Origin of the sequence: Nonomuraea sp. ATR24 (genome assembly GCF_041950485.1) — a bacterium.
Taxonomy (GTDB): Bacteria; Actinomycetota; Actinomycetes; order Streptosporangiales; family Streptosporangiaceae; genus Nonomuraea; species Nonomuraea ceibae.
Map to the genome: position 1 here is coordinate 389,172 of NZ_JBGNUU010000002.1, position 15,243 is coordinate 404,414.

General features: G+C 74.2%; 17 protein-coding genes. 10 read left to right on the forward strand and 7 right to left on the reverse strand.

The features are described 5' to 3' along the window. Positions 1 to 52: 52 nt before the first annotated feature. The 6 genes from ACBI99_RS05730 to ACBI99_RS05755 are packed head-to-tail and all read left to right on the forward strand — an operon-like array spanning position 53 to position 5,774. Complete coding sequence (locus tag ACBI99_RS05730) at positions 53 to 1,567, forward strand: PLP-dependent aminotransferase family protein (RefSeq protein ID WP_375071802.1); 1,515 nt, start codon at positions 53 to 55, stop codon at positions 1,565 to 1,567. A gap of 55 nt (positions 1,568 to 1,622) precedes the next feature. Continuing rightward, positions 1,623 to 2,321 carry an alpha/beta hydrolase gene (locus ACBI99_RS05735; RefSeq protein ID WP_375071803.1) on the forward strand — a complete coding sequence of 233 codons (699 nt, stop codon included), beginning with the start codon at positions 1,623 to 1,625 and terminating at the stop codon, positions 2,319 to 2,321. Between the two features lie 45 nt (positions 2,322 to 2,366). Beyond that, entirely contained in the window at positions 2,367 to 3,254 is an 888-nt protein-coding gene (locus ACBI99_RS05740; protein WP_375071804.1) for an ABC transporter ATP-binding protein, read from the forward strand. Then, entirely contained in the window at positions 3,251 to 3,961 is a 711-nt protein-coding gene (locus tag ACBI99_RS05745) for an ABC transporter permease (protein WP_219510840.1), read from the forward strand. The genes ACBI99_RS05740 and ACBI99_RS05745 overlap by 4 nt, the downstream gene beginning before the upstream one ends. A gap of 8 nt (positions 3,962 to 3,969) precedes the next feature. Continuing rightward, the gene (locus ACBI99_RS05750) at positions 3,970 to 5,172 is read left to right on the forward strand and encodes a histidine kinase (RefSeq protein ID WP_219510843.1); all 1,203 of its coding nucleotides are present in this window, start codon (positions 3,970 to 3,972) and stop codon (positions 5,170 to 5,172) included. After that, complete coding sequence (locus ACBI99_RS05755) at positions 5,169 to 5,774, forward strand: DNA-binding response regulator (protein ID WP_219510847.1); 606 nt, start codon at positions 5,169 to 5,171, stop codon at positions 5,772 to 5,774. The genes ACBI99_RS05750 and ACBI99_RS05755 overlap by 4 nt, the downstream gene beginning before the upstream one ends. Positions 5,775 to 5,780: 6 nt before the next feature. On the opposite strand, the gene npdG is transcribed toward ACBI99_RS05755, so the two are convergent. Then, positions 5,781 to 6,434 (reverse strand): NADPH-dependent F420 reductase, encoded by a 654-nt coding sequence (gene npdG, locus ACBI99_RS05760; RefSeq protein WP_219510850.1) that lies wholly within the window; start codon positions 6,432 to 6,434, stop codon positions 5,781 to 5,783. Positions 6,435 to 6,528: 94 nt separating this feature from the next. Beyond that, on the reverse strand, positions 6,529 to 7,671 hold the full coding sequence (locus tag ACBI99_RS05765) for a lipase family protein (RefSeq protein ID WP_219510851.1): 1,143 nt from the start codon (positions 7,669 to 7,671) through the stop codon (positions 6,529 to 6,531). A 182-nt stretch (positions 7,672 to 7,853) separates the two neighbouring features. Here ACBI99_RS05765 and ACBI99_RS05770 point away from each other — a divergent pair, with 182 nt between their 5' ends. Beyond that, a complete protein-coding gene (locus ACBI99_RS05770) occupies positions 7,854 to 8,432 on the forward strand; it encodes a hypothetical protein (RefSeq protein ID WP_219510853.1) in 579 nt (192 codons plus the stop codon). 693 nt (positions 8,433 to 9,125) lie between these two features. On the opposite strand, the gene ACBI99_RS05775 is transcribed toward ACBI99_RS05770, so the two are convergent. After that, positions 9,126 to 10,076 (reverse strand): LysR family transcriptional regulator, encoded by a 951-nt coding sequence (locus tag ACBI99_RS05775; protein ID WP_219510854.1) that lies wholly within the window; start codon positions 10,074 to 10,076, stop codon positions 9,126 to 9,128. A gap of 73 nt (positions 10,077 to 10,149) precedes the next feature. Here ACBI99_RS05775 and ACBI99_RS05780 point away from each other — a divergent pair, with 73 nt between their 5' ends. Then, positions 10,150 to 10,428: a hypothetical protein gene (locus ACBI99_RS05780; protein ID WP_219510856.1), complete on the forward strand. Its 279-nt coding sequence runs from the start codon at positions 10,150 to 10,152 to the stop codon at positions 10,426 to 10,428. Beyond that, positions 10,425 to 11,066 (forward strand): cyclase family protein, encoded by a 642-nt coding sequence (locus ACBI99_RS05785; protein WP_375071805.1) that lies wholly within the window; start codon positions 10,425 to 10,427, stop codon positions 11,064 to 11,066. The genes ACBI99_RS05780 and ACBI99_RS05785 overlap by 4 nt, the downstream gene beginning before the upstream one ends. On the opposite strand, the gene ACBI99_RS05790 is transcribed toward ACBI99_RS05785, so the two are convergent. Beyond that, positions 11,063 to 11,239 carry a hypothetical protein gene (locus tag ACBI99_RS05790; RefSeq protein ID WP_219510860.1) on the reverse strand — a complete coding sequence of 59 codons (177 nt, stop codon included), beginning with the start codon at positions 11,237 to 11,239 and terminating at the stop codon, positions 11,063 to 11,065. The genes ACBI99_RS05785 and ACBI99_RS05790 overlap by 4 nt on opposite strands. Before the next feature lie 32 nt (positions 11,240 to 11,271). Here ACBI99_RS05790 and map point away from each other — a divergent pair, with 32 nt between their 5' ends. Beyond that, positions 11,272 to 12,120, forward strand: coding sequence for a type I methionyl aminopeptidase (map, locus tag ACBI99_RS05795; protein WP_219510862.1), 849 nt, complete (start codon positions 11,272 to 11,274; stop codon positions 12,118 to 12,120). Here map and ACBI99_RS05800 read toward each other — a convergent pair. From ACBI99_RS05800 to ACBI99_RS05810, 3 genes are all read right to left on the reverse strand, one after another. Next, entirely contained in the window at positions 12,107 to 12,496 is a 390-nt protein-coding gene (locus tag ACBI99_RS05800; RefSeq protein WP_357586411.1) for an ATP-binding protein, read from the reverse strand. The genes map and ACBI99_RS05800 overlap by 14 nt on opposite strands. Before the next feature lie 152 nt (positions 12,497 to 12,648). Continuing rightward, positions 12,649 to 14,634: a cytochrome c oxidase assembly protein gene (locus ACBI99_RS05805; protein ID WP_357586409.1), complete on the reverse strand. Its 1,986-nt coding sequence runs from the start codon at positions 14,632 to 14,634 to the stop codon at positions 12,649 to 12,651. Beyond that, entirely contained in the window at positions 14,631 to 15,224 is a 594-nt protein-coding gene (locus ACBI99_RS05810) for a copper resistance CopC family protein (RefSeq protein WP_219510868.1), read from the reverse strand. Before ACBI99_RS05810 ends, ACBI99_RS05805 begins: the two co-directional genes overlap by 4 nt. Positions 15,225 to 15,243 lie beyond the last annotated feature (19 nt).

A 15,243-nucleotide genomic window follows, 5' to 3' on the forward strand; every position in this document is an offset into this window, starting at 1 on the left:
GCGTCTCCGGAAATGCCGTGGTAAGTCAGGGCCAATCTGACAAAATTGGTTCATGAATGGGGCCAATCTCGATGATCTCGTCGACCTGCTGGGCCGGTGGGCGTCCGGGCGCGGGCCGCTCTACCTGCTCCTGGCCGCCCGGCTGCGGGCCCTCGTCGACGACGGCGTGCTGGCCCCGGGCGAGACGCTGCCGCCCGACCGGGCGCTGGCCGCGCGGCTCGCGGTCGGCCGGGGCACCGTGGTGGCCGCCTACGACCTGCTCCAGCAGGAGGGCCGGGTGGTACGCCGGCAGGGCAGCGGCACCCGGGTCGCCCCGCTCGACCTGTCCGCCGCCCGCTCGCTGGACGGCGTGCCCGCCAACCCGCTGCTCATGCACATCCTGCATCCGCCGGACGGCGTGGCGCTGCTGACCTGCGCCGCCCCCGACGAGCCGCCGCCCGAGCTGGCCGAGGCGTACGCGGAGGCCGCCGCCGCCCTGTCCGGCGTGCGCGACCTGGGCTACCAGCCCGCCGGGAACGCGACGCTGCGCCAGGCCGTGGCCGACTACTACACCGGCCGGGGACTGCCCACCACCCCGCACGAGATCGTCGTGACGAACGGCGCGCAGCAGGCGCTCACCCTGCTCGCGGGGCTGCTGCTGACGCCGGGCGACACGGTCCTGACGGGCTCGCCGACGTACCCGGGCGCGCTGGAGGTCTTCCGCCACGCCGCCGCCGTCGTCCGCCCGGCCCGCCTCGACCCCGCCCTCGATCCGGCCCGCCCGGATCCTGGCGCGGCCTCCGTGCCGGACGTGGCCGCCGCGATGAGGGACCGGCCCGCCCTGGTGTACGCGGTGCCGACGGCGAGCAACCCGACCGGTTCGGTGATGCCCGCCGGGGCGCGGCGGCGGCTCGCCGAGCTGGCCGCCCGGCATGACGTGCCGCTGATCGACGACGAGGTGTGCGCGGAGCTCTGCTTCACCGGCGAGACCCCGCCGCCCCTCGCCGCGTACTCCCCGGGCTCCCCCGGCTCGCGCGGCTTCCCCGGCTCGCGCGGCGAGCAGGTGATCACGATCGCGTCGCTGTCGAAGGTGGTGTGGGGCGGGCTGCGGATCGGCTGGATCCGCGCCCCCGCCGCGCTGGCGTCGCGGCTGTCGCGGCTGCGCGCCGTGCACGACCTCGGCGGCGAGGTGATGGGCCAGCTCGCCGCCGCCGCGCTGCTGCGCCGCCTCGACGGCATCCGGCGGGCGCGCGTGGCGGAGCTGCGCGCCCGCCACGACCACCTCCGCGCCGAGCTGCGCGCCCTGTTGCCGTCGTGGTCGTTCGAGCCCGCCGCGGGCGGCCAGACGATCTGGGTACGGCTGCCGCGCGGCGACGCCGACTCCTTCGCCCAGGTCGCGCTCAGGCACGGGGTCGCGGTGCCGCCGGGCCGCTCCTTCGACCCGCTCGGCGGCCACCCCCGTCACCTGCGGCTGCACTTCCTCTTCCCGGAGGAGGAGCTGTCCCGGGCGGTGCGCGCGCTGGCCGCCGCCTGGGACGCCTACGACGGCACGGCCAGGCCCGCCGCCCGGCAGCCGCTCGTCGTCTGATCGCCGGTAGCTGACACGCCGCCGCCGGGCGGGCCGGGTGCGGCAAGGTGAGCACATGACGTTCGTGCTCGTACACAGCCCCAGCGTGGGACCGTCCACCTGGGCCCCCGTGGCGGCGGCGCTGGAGCGCCGGGGCCACACCGCCGTCGTGCCCGACCTGACCGGGGTGACGGCCGGCCCCGCGCCCTACTGGCCGCGCGTCGTCGCCGCCGTGCGCGACGCGGTCCAGGAGGCCGCGCCCGGCGGCGGGCCGCTCGTGCTGGCCGCGCACAGCAACGCCGGCCTGTTCGTGCCGGTGATCAAGGAGGGGCTGGGCGAGCGGGTGGTGGCGTGCGTGTTCGCCGACGCCCACCTGCCGCCGCCGCGCGGCCTGGTGCGCCCCGGGCAGGACGACTTCCTGCCGTTCCTGCGCGAGCTGACCGGCGACGACGGGCTGCTGCCGCGCTGGACCGACTGGTGGGACGAGCAGGACGTCGCCCCCATGTTCCCGCCCGACGCGGCGGCGCGGGCCCGGGTGGAGGCCGAGCAGCCGCGCCTCCCGCTCGCCTTCTACACCGACCCCGTCCCGGTGCCCGCCGGGTGGGACGCCGTCCGCTGCTCCTGCCTCTGGTACGGGCCGCCGTACGACACCGTGGCCGACGACGCGCGCCGGCGCGGCTGGCCGGTGCTGCACGCGCCCGGCCTGCACCTGCACCAGCTCGTCGACCCCGAGGGGGTGACCGCCGCCCTGCTGAAGCTCTCGCGCAGGTCGTGAATTCCTCACTGCCGCCGCGGCTCCGGCTCCGGAAGAGTCGTCCGCATGACAGCGATTCAAGTGCGGGGGCTCGGCAAGAGCTACGGCGGCTTCCCGGCCGTGCGTGACGTCTCGTTCGAGGTGCCCCAGGGGGAGATCTTCGCGCTGCTCGGCAGGAACGGCTCCGGCAAGACCACGACCGTCGAGCTGCTGACCGGGCTGCGCCGGCCCGACGCCGGGACGGTGCGGGTGCACGGCCTCGACCCGGTGGCCGACCGGGCGGCCGTGCGGCAGCGCACGGGCGTCATGCTCCAGGAGGCGGGGTTCTTCCCCGACCTGACGGTGGCGCAGACCGTCGACACGTGGCGCGGCTTCACCGCCGCGCCCCGGCCCGGCGGGGAGGCTCTGGAGCTCGCGGGGCTGTCGGCCAAGGCGGGCACCCGGGTGCGGCAGCTGTCCGGCGGCGAGAAGCGGCGGCTCGACCTGGCGCTCGCCCTGCTCGGCCGCCCGGACGTGCTCTTCCTCGACGAGCCGACCACCGGCATGGACCCCGAGGGCCGCCGCGACACCTGGCAGGTGATCCGCGAGCTCGCCGGGCGCGGCACCACCGTCCTGCTGACCACCCACTACCTGGAGGAGGCGCAGCGGCTCGCCTCGTCCCTGGCCGTCATGGACGCGGGCCGGATCGTCGCCTCGGGCGGCATGGCCGAGACGCTGGCCGCGCGGGGCGGCCGGGTCGCGTTCCGGCTGCCCGACGGGGTGGACCCGGAGAGCCTGCCGCTGCCCGTCACCCTCGAAGGCGACCTGGCCGTGTGCCGCGCCGACGACCCCGACCTGGCGGCGCAGACGCTGCTGACCTGGGCCGCCGGGCGCGGCCTGCGGCTGGCGGGCCTGGAGGTCCGCGCCGCCACCCTCGAAGACCTCTTCCTCGACCTGCCCGGGAGCGTTCGATGACCCTCGCCGCCGCCTACAACCTCGGCACCCGGCTGTTCTGGCGGGACAAGGCCATGCTCTTCGCCTCCGTCGTCACGCCCGTCGGGCTGGCCGTCGGCATGCCGGTGCTCATGCGCAACGTGACCTCCGAGGGCGTGACCGCCGCCACCGAGATCTTCCAGGGCACGCTGGCGATCCTGCTGTCGATCACCACGTTCATGAACATCGCCGTCGCCCTCACCGGCCGGCGCGACCAGCTCGTGCTCAAGCGGCTGCGCACCAGCAGGCTGACCGACGCGCAGATCCTGGCCGGGCAGATCGCCAGCACGGTCACGCAGACCGTGGCGCTCGTCGCGCTGTCCACGGTCGCGGTGCGGGTGCTGGCCGACGTGCCGTTCCCGCCCGACCCGGTGCTGTACGCGGCCGCCGTGGTGCTCGGGTCGGCCGTGATGGCCGTGCTCGGCGCCGCCTACACCGCCGCGATCCCCCGTGCCGAGCTGGCCGCCGCGTACACCATGCCGGTGTTCCTGCTCGCCGCGGTGGGCGCGGGCGCGATGCCGATCCCGCTGCCGGGCTGGGCCGGCACGCTGCTCGGGCTGCTGCCGACGAGCGCCGTGGTCGACGCCGTCGCCCGGGGGGACGTGCTGGCGCCCGCGCTCAACCTGGCCGCTTGGGGGGCCGCCGGGCTGGTCGCGCTGCGGTGGTTCAGGTGGGAGCCTCGGCGATAATCGTGGCCGTGACGTCCTCCCCGGCCTCCTCCGCCGTCTCCTCCGCGTCCTCCGCGTCCTCCGCACGACGGCTGGCGAGCGGCCTGCTGATCGCCGTGTCCGTGGCCTACTCGATCATCGGGCTGCTCTACTTCCTCACCGGCACGCTGGCGAACGGGCTCGTGGCCAGCGCCGCGATGGCGGGCGTCGTCGGGCTGAACCACGTCAACATGCGGGCCGCCCTGCGCGGCGCGCGGCCGCCGCTGTTCCCGCTCACCGTGCTGCTGCAGGCGGTGGTCACCTACGTGCCCGACTACCTGCTGCCCGCGGGCTACTCTGCGGTGGCCGCGCCGATGCTCGCCGGCGCCGCGCTGGTGTTCCTGCCCCTGGGCTGGGGCGCCGCGACGGTCGGCCTCATGATGGCCTACATGTGGGCCGGGCTCTTCCAGGTTCTTCCGCCCGTCGTCATGCTCTTCTACCTGATGACCGTCCCCATCACCGGCGCGCTCAGCTACGCCCTCGTCCGGTTCGTCCGGGTGTCGGCCGACCTGGAGGAGGCCAGGGCCGAGCTGGCCGAGGCGGCCGTGCTCAAGGAACGGCTGCGCATCTCCCGCGACCTGCACGACGGGCTGGGCCACAGCCTCACCGCGATCGCGCTCAAGGGCGACCTGGCCGCGCGCCTGATCCCCCGCGACCCCTCCGCCGCCCACGGCGAGGTCACCGCGCTCGTCAAGGTGGCCAGGGAGGCGGCCCAGGACGTCCGCCAGGTGGCGCGCGGCTACCGCAGGCTGTCGCTCACCGGCGAGGTCGACCGCGCCGTGGCGCTGCTGGAGTCGTCCGGCGTGAGCTGCCAGGCGCACCTGGCCGACGCGCCGCTGCCCCGGCACGCCGACGAGGCGCTCGCCTGGGCCGTCCGCGAGGCCGCCACGAACGTCCTGCGCCACACCCGCGCCACCACCTGCACGATCACCACCTCCGCCCACGCCGGCCGGCTCCGCCTGGAAGTGGCCAACGACGGCGTCACCCCGCCCGCCACCATGTCCGCCACCCTGCCCGCCGCCATGTCCGGCGGGTACGCGCATCCGGTCCCCGGAGACGCGGCCGTCACGGAGCCGCCCGCCGGGGGCGGGCTCGTCGGGCTGGCGGAGCGGGTGGAGCAGGCGGGCGGCACGTTGCACGCGGCGCGGTCGGGCCCCGACGGGTTCCTGCTGGCGCTGGAGGTGCCGGCGTGATCCGGGTGCTGCTGGCCGAGGACATGCACATGATCCGCGCCGCCCTCACGGCGCTGCTGCGGCTGGAGCCGGACCTCGAGGTGGCCGCCGAGGTCACGCGCGGCGACGAGATCGTGCCCGCCGCCCTGCGGACGCGCCCCGACGTGGCGATCGTCGACATCGACCTGCCGGGCGTCGACGGCATCACCGCCGCCGCCGAGCTGCGCGAACGCCTCCCGTCGTGCCGGATCCTGGTGCTGACCGCGCTGGGCCAGCCGGGCCAGGTGCGGCGCGCGCTGGCCGCCGGCATCGAGGCGTTCCTGGTCAAGGACGCGCCCGGCGACCGGCTGGCCGACGCCGTCAGGCGCACCGCCGCCGGGCTGCGCGTGCTGGACGCGGAGCTGGTGTCGTCGGCGATGGAGTACGGCGAGAGCCCGCTCACGCCGCGCGAGGCGACGGTGCTGAAGGAGGCGGCCAGGGGCGCCCCCGCCGAGGAGATCGCCGCCCGCCTGCACCTGTCGCCCGGCACCGTGCGCAACTACCTGACGGGCGCGATCACGAAGACCGGCGCCCGCAACAAGATCGACGCCATCCGCATCGCCGAGGACGCCGGCTGGCTGTGACCGCCGTCAGATGTCGGTGATCCGCACGCCGGCGTGCGCCTTGTAGCGGCGGTTCACCGAGATGAGGTTGGCGGTCAGCGCCTCGACCTGGTGGGCGTTGCGCAGCCGCCCGCCGTAGACGCCGCGCACCCCCGGGATGACCCCGGCCAGGGCCTGCACGGTGTCGGTGGCCTCCCGGTCGTCGCCGAGCACCAGCACGTCGAGGTCCACCTCGTCCACCGCCGGGTCCAGGAGCACGACGGCCGACACGTGGTGGAACGCGGCCACCACCCGGCTGCCGGGCAGCACCGCCGCCGCCTGCTGGGCCGCGCTGCCCTCGGCCACGGGCAGTGCGTAGGCGCCCTGCTTGTCGAACCCGAGCGGGTTCACGCAGTCCACGACGATCTTCCCGGCCAGCTCGGCGGTCAGCGATTCGAGCAGCGCCTTGTGCCCGTCGTACGGGACGGCCACGATCACGATGTCGGCGCCGGCGGCCACGTCGGCGTTGGCGCCGCCGGTCGCGCCGGAGCCGATGGACTCGGCCGCCTCCCGCGCCCGTTCGGCGCTGCGCGACCCGATCGCCACCTGGAGCCCCGCCAGCGCGAACCGGCGCGCCAGCCCCTTCCCCTGGTCACCGGTGCCGCCGAGAATGCCGATGGAAAGCCCGCTCACGTCAGTCATAGGCTCGATCATGCCAGCCCGGCAGGTCAGCGCGTCCCTCCGGGGCCGCCGCTGCCCACCGGGCCCGGGGATGGCGGGCCCGGTGGGGTGGCGGTCAGCAGTTGCCCGACGCGGGCAGCCCGTACAGGCGCAGGGCCAGCCACTCGATCGCGAGCGGCCCGCCCTGGACGGCGCCGAGCACGTGGCTGGAGGCCGACAGCGACGCCCAGCGGACGTTCGCGCCGGCGGCGCAGTACTCGTCGCGCAGGGTCGCGCCGACCGCGTGCGGGATCGTCTCGTCGCCGCGCGCGTGATAGAGGAACAGCGGCACCCTCGGCGTGGCCGAGCCGAGCCGGTTCTCGGCGAGGCGGGCCAGCCACTTGGGCTGGTTCAGCAGGTCGACGGGGCTCAGGTCGGCGAAGCTCAGCCCGGCGAGCTCGTCCAGGTCGCCCACGCAGTCGTCGGCGGCGTCGGCCAGCAGCGCGCGGCCCCGCTCGTTGAGGTCGGCCTCCAGGTCGAGCTCCGGGTAGGCGGCGTCGAGCCCGACGCCGGCCGCCGCGGCCAGGCCGAAGTCGGCGGTGCCGTCGAGGTGGTCGGCCACCGCGTGCAGGTCGGCGGGCACGCCGCCCGCGGCGACGCCCTTGAGCCGCAGCTCCGGCGCGTACGAGGCGTGCAGCTCGGCGGCCCAGCCGGCCGTGGCGCCGCCCTGCGAGTAGCCCATGACCGCCACCGGCGCGCGGTCGGACAGCCCCGCGCCGGGCACGCGCGTCGCGGCCCTGATCGCGTCGAGCACGGCGTGGCCCTGGGAGACGCCCGCCATGTACGTGTGCTGGCCCGGCGTGCCGAGCCCCTCGTAGTCGGTCACCGCGACCGCGAAGCCCTTGAGCAGGAGCAGGCTGACGAACGCCAGCTCGGCCTCGGTGCCCTGCCGCATGGCGGCCGACGGCGCGCACTGGTCGCCCAACCCGTGGGTGCCGGGCGCGTAGCCGACGATGGGCCGCCTGCCCAGCGGGTAGCCGGCCTTGGGCACCAGGAGCGTGCCGGAGACGGCGTTGGGCTGACCGGTCGCGGAGGTGGAGCGGTAGACGACGTGCCAGGCGTTCACCGGCACCTTCAGCAGTTCGCCGGGCAGCAGGTAGACGGTCGTCGGCTCGGCGGAGACGACGTCCCCCGCCGACTCCGCCCGGGCCGGGGCGGCGACGAGGGACATGATCAGTAACAGGGCGATGGACATGCTGACGCGGACACGTAATCTCATGTGCCGCCCCTCCTCAGGGTGGGATCGCTCACGGGACGGCGGCGCCGCGAGCCGATCGTTACCCGAGAGTAACCACCTGTCAAGGCCCGAAATGACACCATCTGTCAGAAGATTTGCGACGCCCGAACGGCACATCCGGGAGAACGGTCACCGAAACGGCACCAGTCATGCACCATGGGTGGATGGACTCAGGATCGGTCAGCCTCCTGCGCGAGCTCCTCGCCGATACCGGCTGGGTGGAACGCACCCGCGAGCTGGGCCGCGCCCTCCGGACCACCCGCACACCCGGCGGCCTGCTGCTCGTCGGCACCCCCGACGACGAACCCTGGCACCTGACCGCCCACCTCGCCGACGAAGCCCGCCTGTCCGACCTGCCCCAGCTCACCCCCACGCTGGTGCGCTGGTCCCCGCCCCCCGGCGCCCCGCCCCACCTCAGCGTCACCCTCGACCGCATCCAGCAGGCGGCCCGGGGCGAGACGCTGTTCGTCGTCGCCGGGCAGCAGGCGCCCGTCCCGCTCCTCGAACGCGTCGACGACGCCCGCCGCACCGGGGCCACCATCCTCGCCCTGGAGTCCGGCGACCCCGAACTGTCGAGCCTCGCCCACGACTCGCTCGCCGTCCCCGCCCGCGGGCCCGTCACCTTCGACGGCGCCCAGCACCTCGTCAGCACCGCCGCCGGCGAGATCCCCCAACGCCCCGGCCTCCGCGACCGCCTCGCCCGCCTCCTCACCCGAGTAAGCGGCCCCCACATCCCCGACTAGGAGTGTTCAGGCCCGTCCGACCGCCCGCCCCTTCGATGGCGGCCGTCCCTTCGGGGTGCCGGACCCTTCGGGGTGCCGGGCCCTTCGGTGGTGGCCGACCTTCCCGTGGACGGCCGGGCGCTCTAGGGTGGCCGTCCCGGAGGCAGCCAGGCGGCCGCGCTGAGGCGCGCGTACGTGCTGAGGGCCGCCCCCTTCCCGGCGCCGGGGCCCTTCGGTGGTGGCCGTCCCTTCGGGGTGCCGGGCCCTTCGGGGGTGGCCGACCTTCCCGTGGACAGCCGGGCCCTCCAGGGTGACCGCCCCGGAGGCAGCCAGGCGTCCGCGCTGAGGCGCGCGTACGTGCTGAGGGCCGCCCCCTTTCCGGCGCCGGGTCGGCGAGGGGGTGGACGGCGGAGTCCGCCGCCCGCGTACGGCGGCCCGCACGGGCGCCCGCGTACGGCGACCAGCCCGTACGGGGCGGACCAGCCCCAGGACGCGGCCGGCCCGTCGGGGGCGAGCCGCCGGGGCCAGCCGACGTGGGCGGGCCGTGGGGGCGGGCTGTGGGGGCGGGCCGTGGGGGCGGGCCGTGGGGGATCTGGGCCTTCAAGGGGCCTGGACCCTCGGCGGCCAGGCAGCGGGCGAGGGCCGGCGGGCGGGCCTTCCGGGTCACCTGAGCGCCTCAGGGGGGCGGGGCCGACGGGCAACAGCGCAGGCGGGTCAGGGGTTCTGCGGTTGGGGGAGGTGGGTGCGGAGGGTGGGGTCGAGGGCGGCGGTGGCGGTGGCGATGGCGGAGATGACGACGGCCTGGACGGGGTCGGGTTCGCCGGAGCGGGTGCGGCTGACGCGGGTGACGGCGTCGATGCGGCGGGAGCCGACGTCGCGGATGTCGGTCACCCGTACCTGGCCTTCGGGGACGTCGAGGAGGGCGAGGGTGGGGACGATGGCGACGCCGTGCCCGGCGGCGACGAGGGCGAGGGCGGGGCCGAACTCGGTGATGACGTGGAGCTTGCGCGGTTCGAAGCCGTGCAGGCCGGCGAGGCGGTCGAGGGCCTGGCCGCTGGCCTGGCCGGGTTCGCCGGTGATCCAGGGGACGTCGGCGAGGTCGGCGACGTCGCGGGGCGGGTCGGTCCAGGAGGCGGGGACGACGATGCGGTATTCGTCGACGTAGAGGGCGCGGGTGGACAGGGACGGCTGGGCGAGCACGGGCAGGCTCATGTCCTGCTCGGTGATGAGGACGTCGACGACGCCGTGCCTGAGTTCCTGGAGGGCGGGCTGGCCGTACACCTCGTGGATGGAGGGGACGATGCGGGGGTGGCGGTCGGCGAGGTCGCGCAGGGCGGGGACCAGCACGTGCGTGATCACGGTGGGGAAGGCGGCGATGCGGACGGGTCCGGCGAGGCGGTCGGTGAAGCGGGTGAGCTCGCGCCGGGCCTCGGCGAGCTCGTCCTCGACGCGTTCGGCGTATCCGGCGAGGACGCGCCCGGCGGGGGTGAGGGAGACGCGGCGCTGGGAGCGGTCGATGAGGGGGAGGCCGACTTCGCGTTCGAGCTGGGCGAGTTGCTGGGAGATCGCCGAGGGGGTGAGGTACAGCGCCTCGGCGGCCCGCATGACGCCGCCCCGGCGGGCGACCTCGTGGAGAATCCGCAGCCGTCGAGGGTCGATCTCCATAAAGGACAGCTTACGACATCATTTAGGATCTTTTATTTGCGCTTTAACCCTATAAATCCGGACAATGGCGCGCATGGATCTGCTCCTCGACGTCGTGGGCTGGATCGGCGCGGCGCTGCTGCTGACCGGCTACTACCTGGTCTCCTCGTCCCGCCTGAACGGGGACGCGGTCCCGTACCAGCTCATCAACCTGGCCGGATCCATCGGCCTGATGGTCAACAGCGCCTACTACGCCGCCTGGCCGTCGGCGGGGCTCAACCTCGTGTGGGCGGCCATCGGCATCGTCGCCCTCGTCAAGCTGGCCCGCCTCGCCGCCGCCAGAACCCCGTCGGAAGCCCAGGAGCAAGGATGATCGTCGAACTGAGCCACCGCATCACCCCCGGCCTGGTGACCTACCCCGGCATCCCCGGCCCCGAGCTGGGCGTGCACCTGTCGCGGGAGGACTCCAGGAAGGTGTACGCGCCGGGCACCGAGTTCCACATGGGCACGGTCACGCTCGTCGGCAACACGGGCACGTACGTCGACACGCCCTTCCACCGCTACGCCGACGGCCCCGACCTGGCCGCGGTCCCGCTCGACAAGCTGGCCGACCTGCCGGGCCTGGTGGTGCGCGCGGGCCAGGAGCGCGAGGTGACGGTCGGCGAGGTCCTGGACGTACGGGGCCGCGCGGTGCTGATCCACACCGGCTGGGACCGCCACTTCGGCACCGCCGCCTACACCCACGGCCACCCCTACCTGGCGCCGGAGTCGGCACGCAGCCTGGCCGAGCGTGGCGCGGCGCTGGTCGGCATCGACTCGCTCAACATCGACGACACCCCGCCGCACGGCGAACGGCCCGCGCACACGATCCTGCTGGCGGCGGGCATCCCCGTGGTGGAGCACCTGACGGGCCTGGGCGGGCTGCCCGCCGAGGGCTTCAGGTTTCACGCCGCCCCGCCGATGATCGCGGGCCTAGGCACGTTCCCCGTACGGGCCTACGCGGTGGTCTAGTCGTCGGCCTCGTCGGCCTCGTCCCAGGTCTTGTTGCGCTCGGCGGCGCGCTGCAGGGCGCCGGCCGCCTCCTGCTCGCTCTCGTAGGGGCCGAGCCGGTCCTTGTTGGGGCAGCCCTGGTCAGGCTCGACGCGCATGTGCTTGAGGCAGAACCACCACTGGCCATCGCTCACGTGACCAATTCTGCCCCGTAGACTCGGTTTTCATGACGACTCTGCTCCAGCCCGGCCGAATTTCGCCCATGCGAAAGGTCCCCGCCCACATCGAGCGGCCGGAGTACGTCGGCAAGAAGCGCCCCAAGACCGGCGAGCCCGACGTGAAGACCCCCGAGATGATCGAGCGGATGCGCGTGGCGGGCCGGATCGCCGGTCAGGCCCTCGAAGAGGTCGGCCGGCACGTCCGGCCGGGCGTCACCACCGACGAGCTCGACCGCATCGGCCACGACTTCCTCGTCTCCCACGGCGCCTACCCGAGCACGCTCGGCTACAAGGGCTACCCCAAGTCGCTGTGCACCTCGATCAACGAGGTGATCTGCCACGGCATCCCCGACGACACCGTGCTGCGTGACGGCGACATCGTCAACGTCGACATCACCGCCTACATCGGCGGCGTGCACGGCGACACCGACGCGACGTTCCTGGTGGGCGAGGTCGACGAGGAGTCGCGCCTGCTGGTCGAGCGCACCCGCGAGGCGATGATGCGGGCGATCAAGGCGGTGGCGCCGGGCCGCCAGCTCAACGTCGTGGGCCGGGTCATCGAGGCGTACGCCAAGCGGTTCGGCTACGGCGTGGTGCGTGACTTCACCGGTCACGGCATCGGCACCACGTTTCACTCGGGCCTGATGGTGCCGCACTACGACGACCCGTCGCTGCGGGTGGAGCTGGTGCCGGGCATGACGTTCACGATCGAGCCGATGCTGACGCTGGGCACGATCGAGTACGACATCTGGCCCGACAAGTGGACGGCCGTGACCAAGGACGGCAAGCGCACCGCCCAGTTCGAGCACACGATCGTGGTGACCGACACCGGCAGCGAGATCCTCACTCTCGCCTAGGCACGACCCCTGACACGGTGGTGCCCTCGCCCTCCACGCTGCGGACGGTGAGGGTGCCGCCGATCTCGGCGAACGCGGCCCGCATGCGGGCGATGCCGCGCCCGGACCGGCCGGGCGCGAAGCCGCGGCCGTGGTCGCTGACCGTCATGCGCAGCCCCCCGCTGCTGACGGTCACGGCGACCGACACGACGGAGGCGCCGCTGTGGCGCTCGGCGTTGGCCAGGGCCTCACGCATCGCCGTGAGCACGCCTTCGGCGATGGGCGCGGGCACGTCCTCGGCGGGCAGCGCCCACGTCTCGACGGTGACACCGGTGCGCCGCGACCAGTCCGCGAGGTAGCTTTCGAGCGCCTCCGCCAGGCTCTCTCCCCCGCGCATGCGCGTCTCTTCCGTCAACCGACTTCCGCCTTCCTCAGCGCCCCGAACGGGCGCGGCCCGCCTGCGGCCTGGCGGATCGCGCACACCTTCCCCCTTGCCGAAAAGGCTACCCGCCGGGGCCGGAGGGTGGGGGGCAGGAGGGCGCGCGGCGGCTATTCGGTCTTGTCGAGGCGGTTGAGCTTGGCCAGGTAGTCGTTGTAGGAGTTGAGCTCGGGGTCGCCGCCCTCGGCGCGGTCGGCCTTGCGGTCGTCGCGGCGGGCCTTGCGGTCCTCGCTCTGATACCACTGCACGGCGATGGCCAGCAGCACGATCAGCGTGGGGATCTCGCCGAAGCCCCAGGCGATGGCGCCGCCGTTCTGCTGTTCCTGCAGCAGGGGGCCGCCCCAGGAGCGGTCGAGCTGCTCGTACCAGCCGGAGGCGATGACCGAGCCGGTCATCATCAGCGCGATGCCGAAGAACGCGTGGAACGGCATGGTGACGAACAGCAGCAGCAGCCGTCCGACGTGCGGGAGCTGGTGGGGGCCGGGGTCGACGCCGATGACGACCCAGAAGAACAGGCTGCCGCTGATGAGGAAGTGCAGCGTCATCGCGATGTGCCCGAGGTGCTCCTGCATGGCCGCCTCGAACAGCGGCGTGAAGTAGAGCGCGTAGGTCGACGCGATGAAGATCGCGGTCGCGATGGCGGGGTGGGCGGCGACGCGGACGAACCTGCTGTGCAGGATCGCCAGCAGCCATTCGCGGGGGCCCCGGTCGCCCCGGACGGCGGCCGGCTTGAGGGCGCGCAGCGCGAGCGTGACGGGCCCGCCGAGGACCAGGAAGATCGGCACGATCATGGCCAGCGTCATGTGCTCGATCATGTGCACGTCGAACATGACCTTGGAGTAGCGGGCCAGGCCGGTCTGCGTGGCGATGACGAGCACCACGACGCCGATGAACCAGGACGCGGTGCGGCCCCACGACCAGGTGTCGCCGCGCCGCCGCAGCCTGACCACGCCCGCCCCGTACAGTCCGGCCAGCAGGGCGGCGACGGTGGCGAAGAACAGGTCGAACCACCACAGCGAGGCGATGTTGGCCAGCGAGATCGGCGGCGGGACCGGGTAGCCGAGCAGGTCGAAGGCGCGGTCGGCGGGCAGGCTGACGGGCGGCGGCGGGGTGCGCGCGAGCGCGACGGCCAGGCCGATGGTGGCGAGCATGAGCATCAGCTCGCCGACGGCCAGGCGGGTGAAGGCGCGCGGCGCGCCGGCCTCCAGGGCGACGAGCGTGCGCTGCCGGTGCCACCAGCCGACGTAGCCGAGCAGGACGAACGCGACGGTCTTGGCGACGAGGAGGATGCCGTAGCTGGACGTCCACAGGTCGGAGACGGCGGTGAGCCGGGCGAGCACGCTGAAGACGCCGGACAGGCCGACGCCGACGAAGAGCCACACGGCGAGCCGGGAGAAGCGCTCGGCGGCGACGCCGAGCTGCGGCTGCTTGCGCACCGCGTGCAGGGCGAGCACGCCCAGCCCGCCCACCCACAGCGCCAGCGTCAGCAGGTGCAGCGACAGGCCGATGGTGGCCAGGCCGTGGTTGGGCGAGGACGAGGAGTGGCCGGTGAGCGCCGGGGGCAGCATCGTGACCAGCGAGAACACCAGCAGCGCGCCCGCCGCCCCGGCGGTGATGGCGCCCCGCGAGAACAGCGCGATCGACACCCCGAACAGGATCACCAGCGTGAGCGAGATGCCGGGGCTCTCCTGGGTGGCGTAGCCGACGAGGAAGTCGCGGTTGAGGATCTCCGGCACGGGCTTGGCCCACACGTCGGAGACGCTGAAGACCATCGTGAGGAACGCGGCCCCGGCCCAGGTCAGGGCGGTCCAGGAGGCCGCGCGCAGGTAGTCGAGCGCGCTCGTGCCGAGCAGGCCCTTGCCGGACTTGCCGTTGGGCAGCAGGACCGCCGCCGCCAGCAGGAGCCCGACGGTGGTCACGCCGGCGACGTCCATGAAGAGCTTGGACACCGGCAGGCCCCACCGGGTGAGCACCCCCGAGGAGGGGACGCCGAGGATGATGCGGGGGAAGGCCGCGCCTCCGGCGACCATGGCGACCACGAGGGCGGCGAGCGCCGCCCCGGCCGCCGCAAGCGCGAGACGCGCGGCCCTGGTCACGGCTTCTTCTTCCGTGCGCTGAGCAGGAAGCCGATGCCGATGCCGACGAGCGCGCCGACGACGACGATCAGCCAGACGGGGAACGTGCCGGAGCTCTCCTCGGCCGCCGCCTGGTCGGCGGCGGGCGCCGCGCTGGACGGCGCGGCGGAGGGCGCGGCGGAGGCCGCCGTGCTCGCCTCGGCGGTGGCCTCAGCGCTGCTCTCGGCGCTCGCCTCCGGGGACGGGGACGCGCCCTTGACCGTGAACGGGATCTCCCCCTCGATCGGGTGCCCGTCGGAGGAGACGACGCGGTAGGCGATCGTGTACTTGCCGTCGGGCAGCTCGCCCTTGAGCCGCTGCTTCACCACCGGCCCGTCGGACTCGGGGTCGCCGGCCTGGTGCTGGGCGTCGCCGGGCCCGCGCACGATCACGAACGGCATCCGCACCTTGTTGGAGAACTCGAGCGTGACCTCGTCCACGGACTTGACCGTGGCGCCCTTGGCGGGATCACTGCTCTTGAGCGTGTCGTGCGCCTGCGCGGGGGCGGCGGTGGCGAGCACGAACAGGGCGGCGAGAATCGCGGTGAGGGCCGCGAGCGGGGATTTCTTCATGGCACCCCCAAGGCTACCG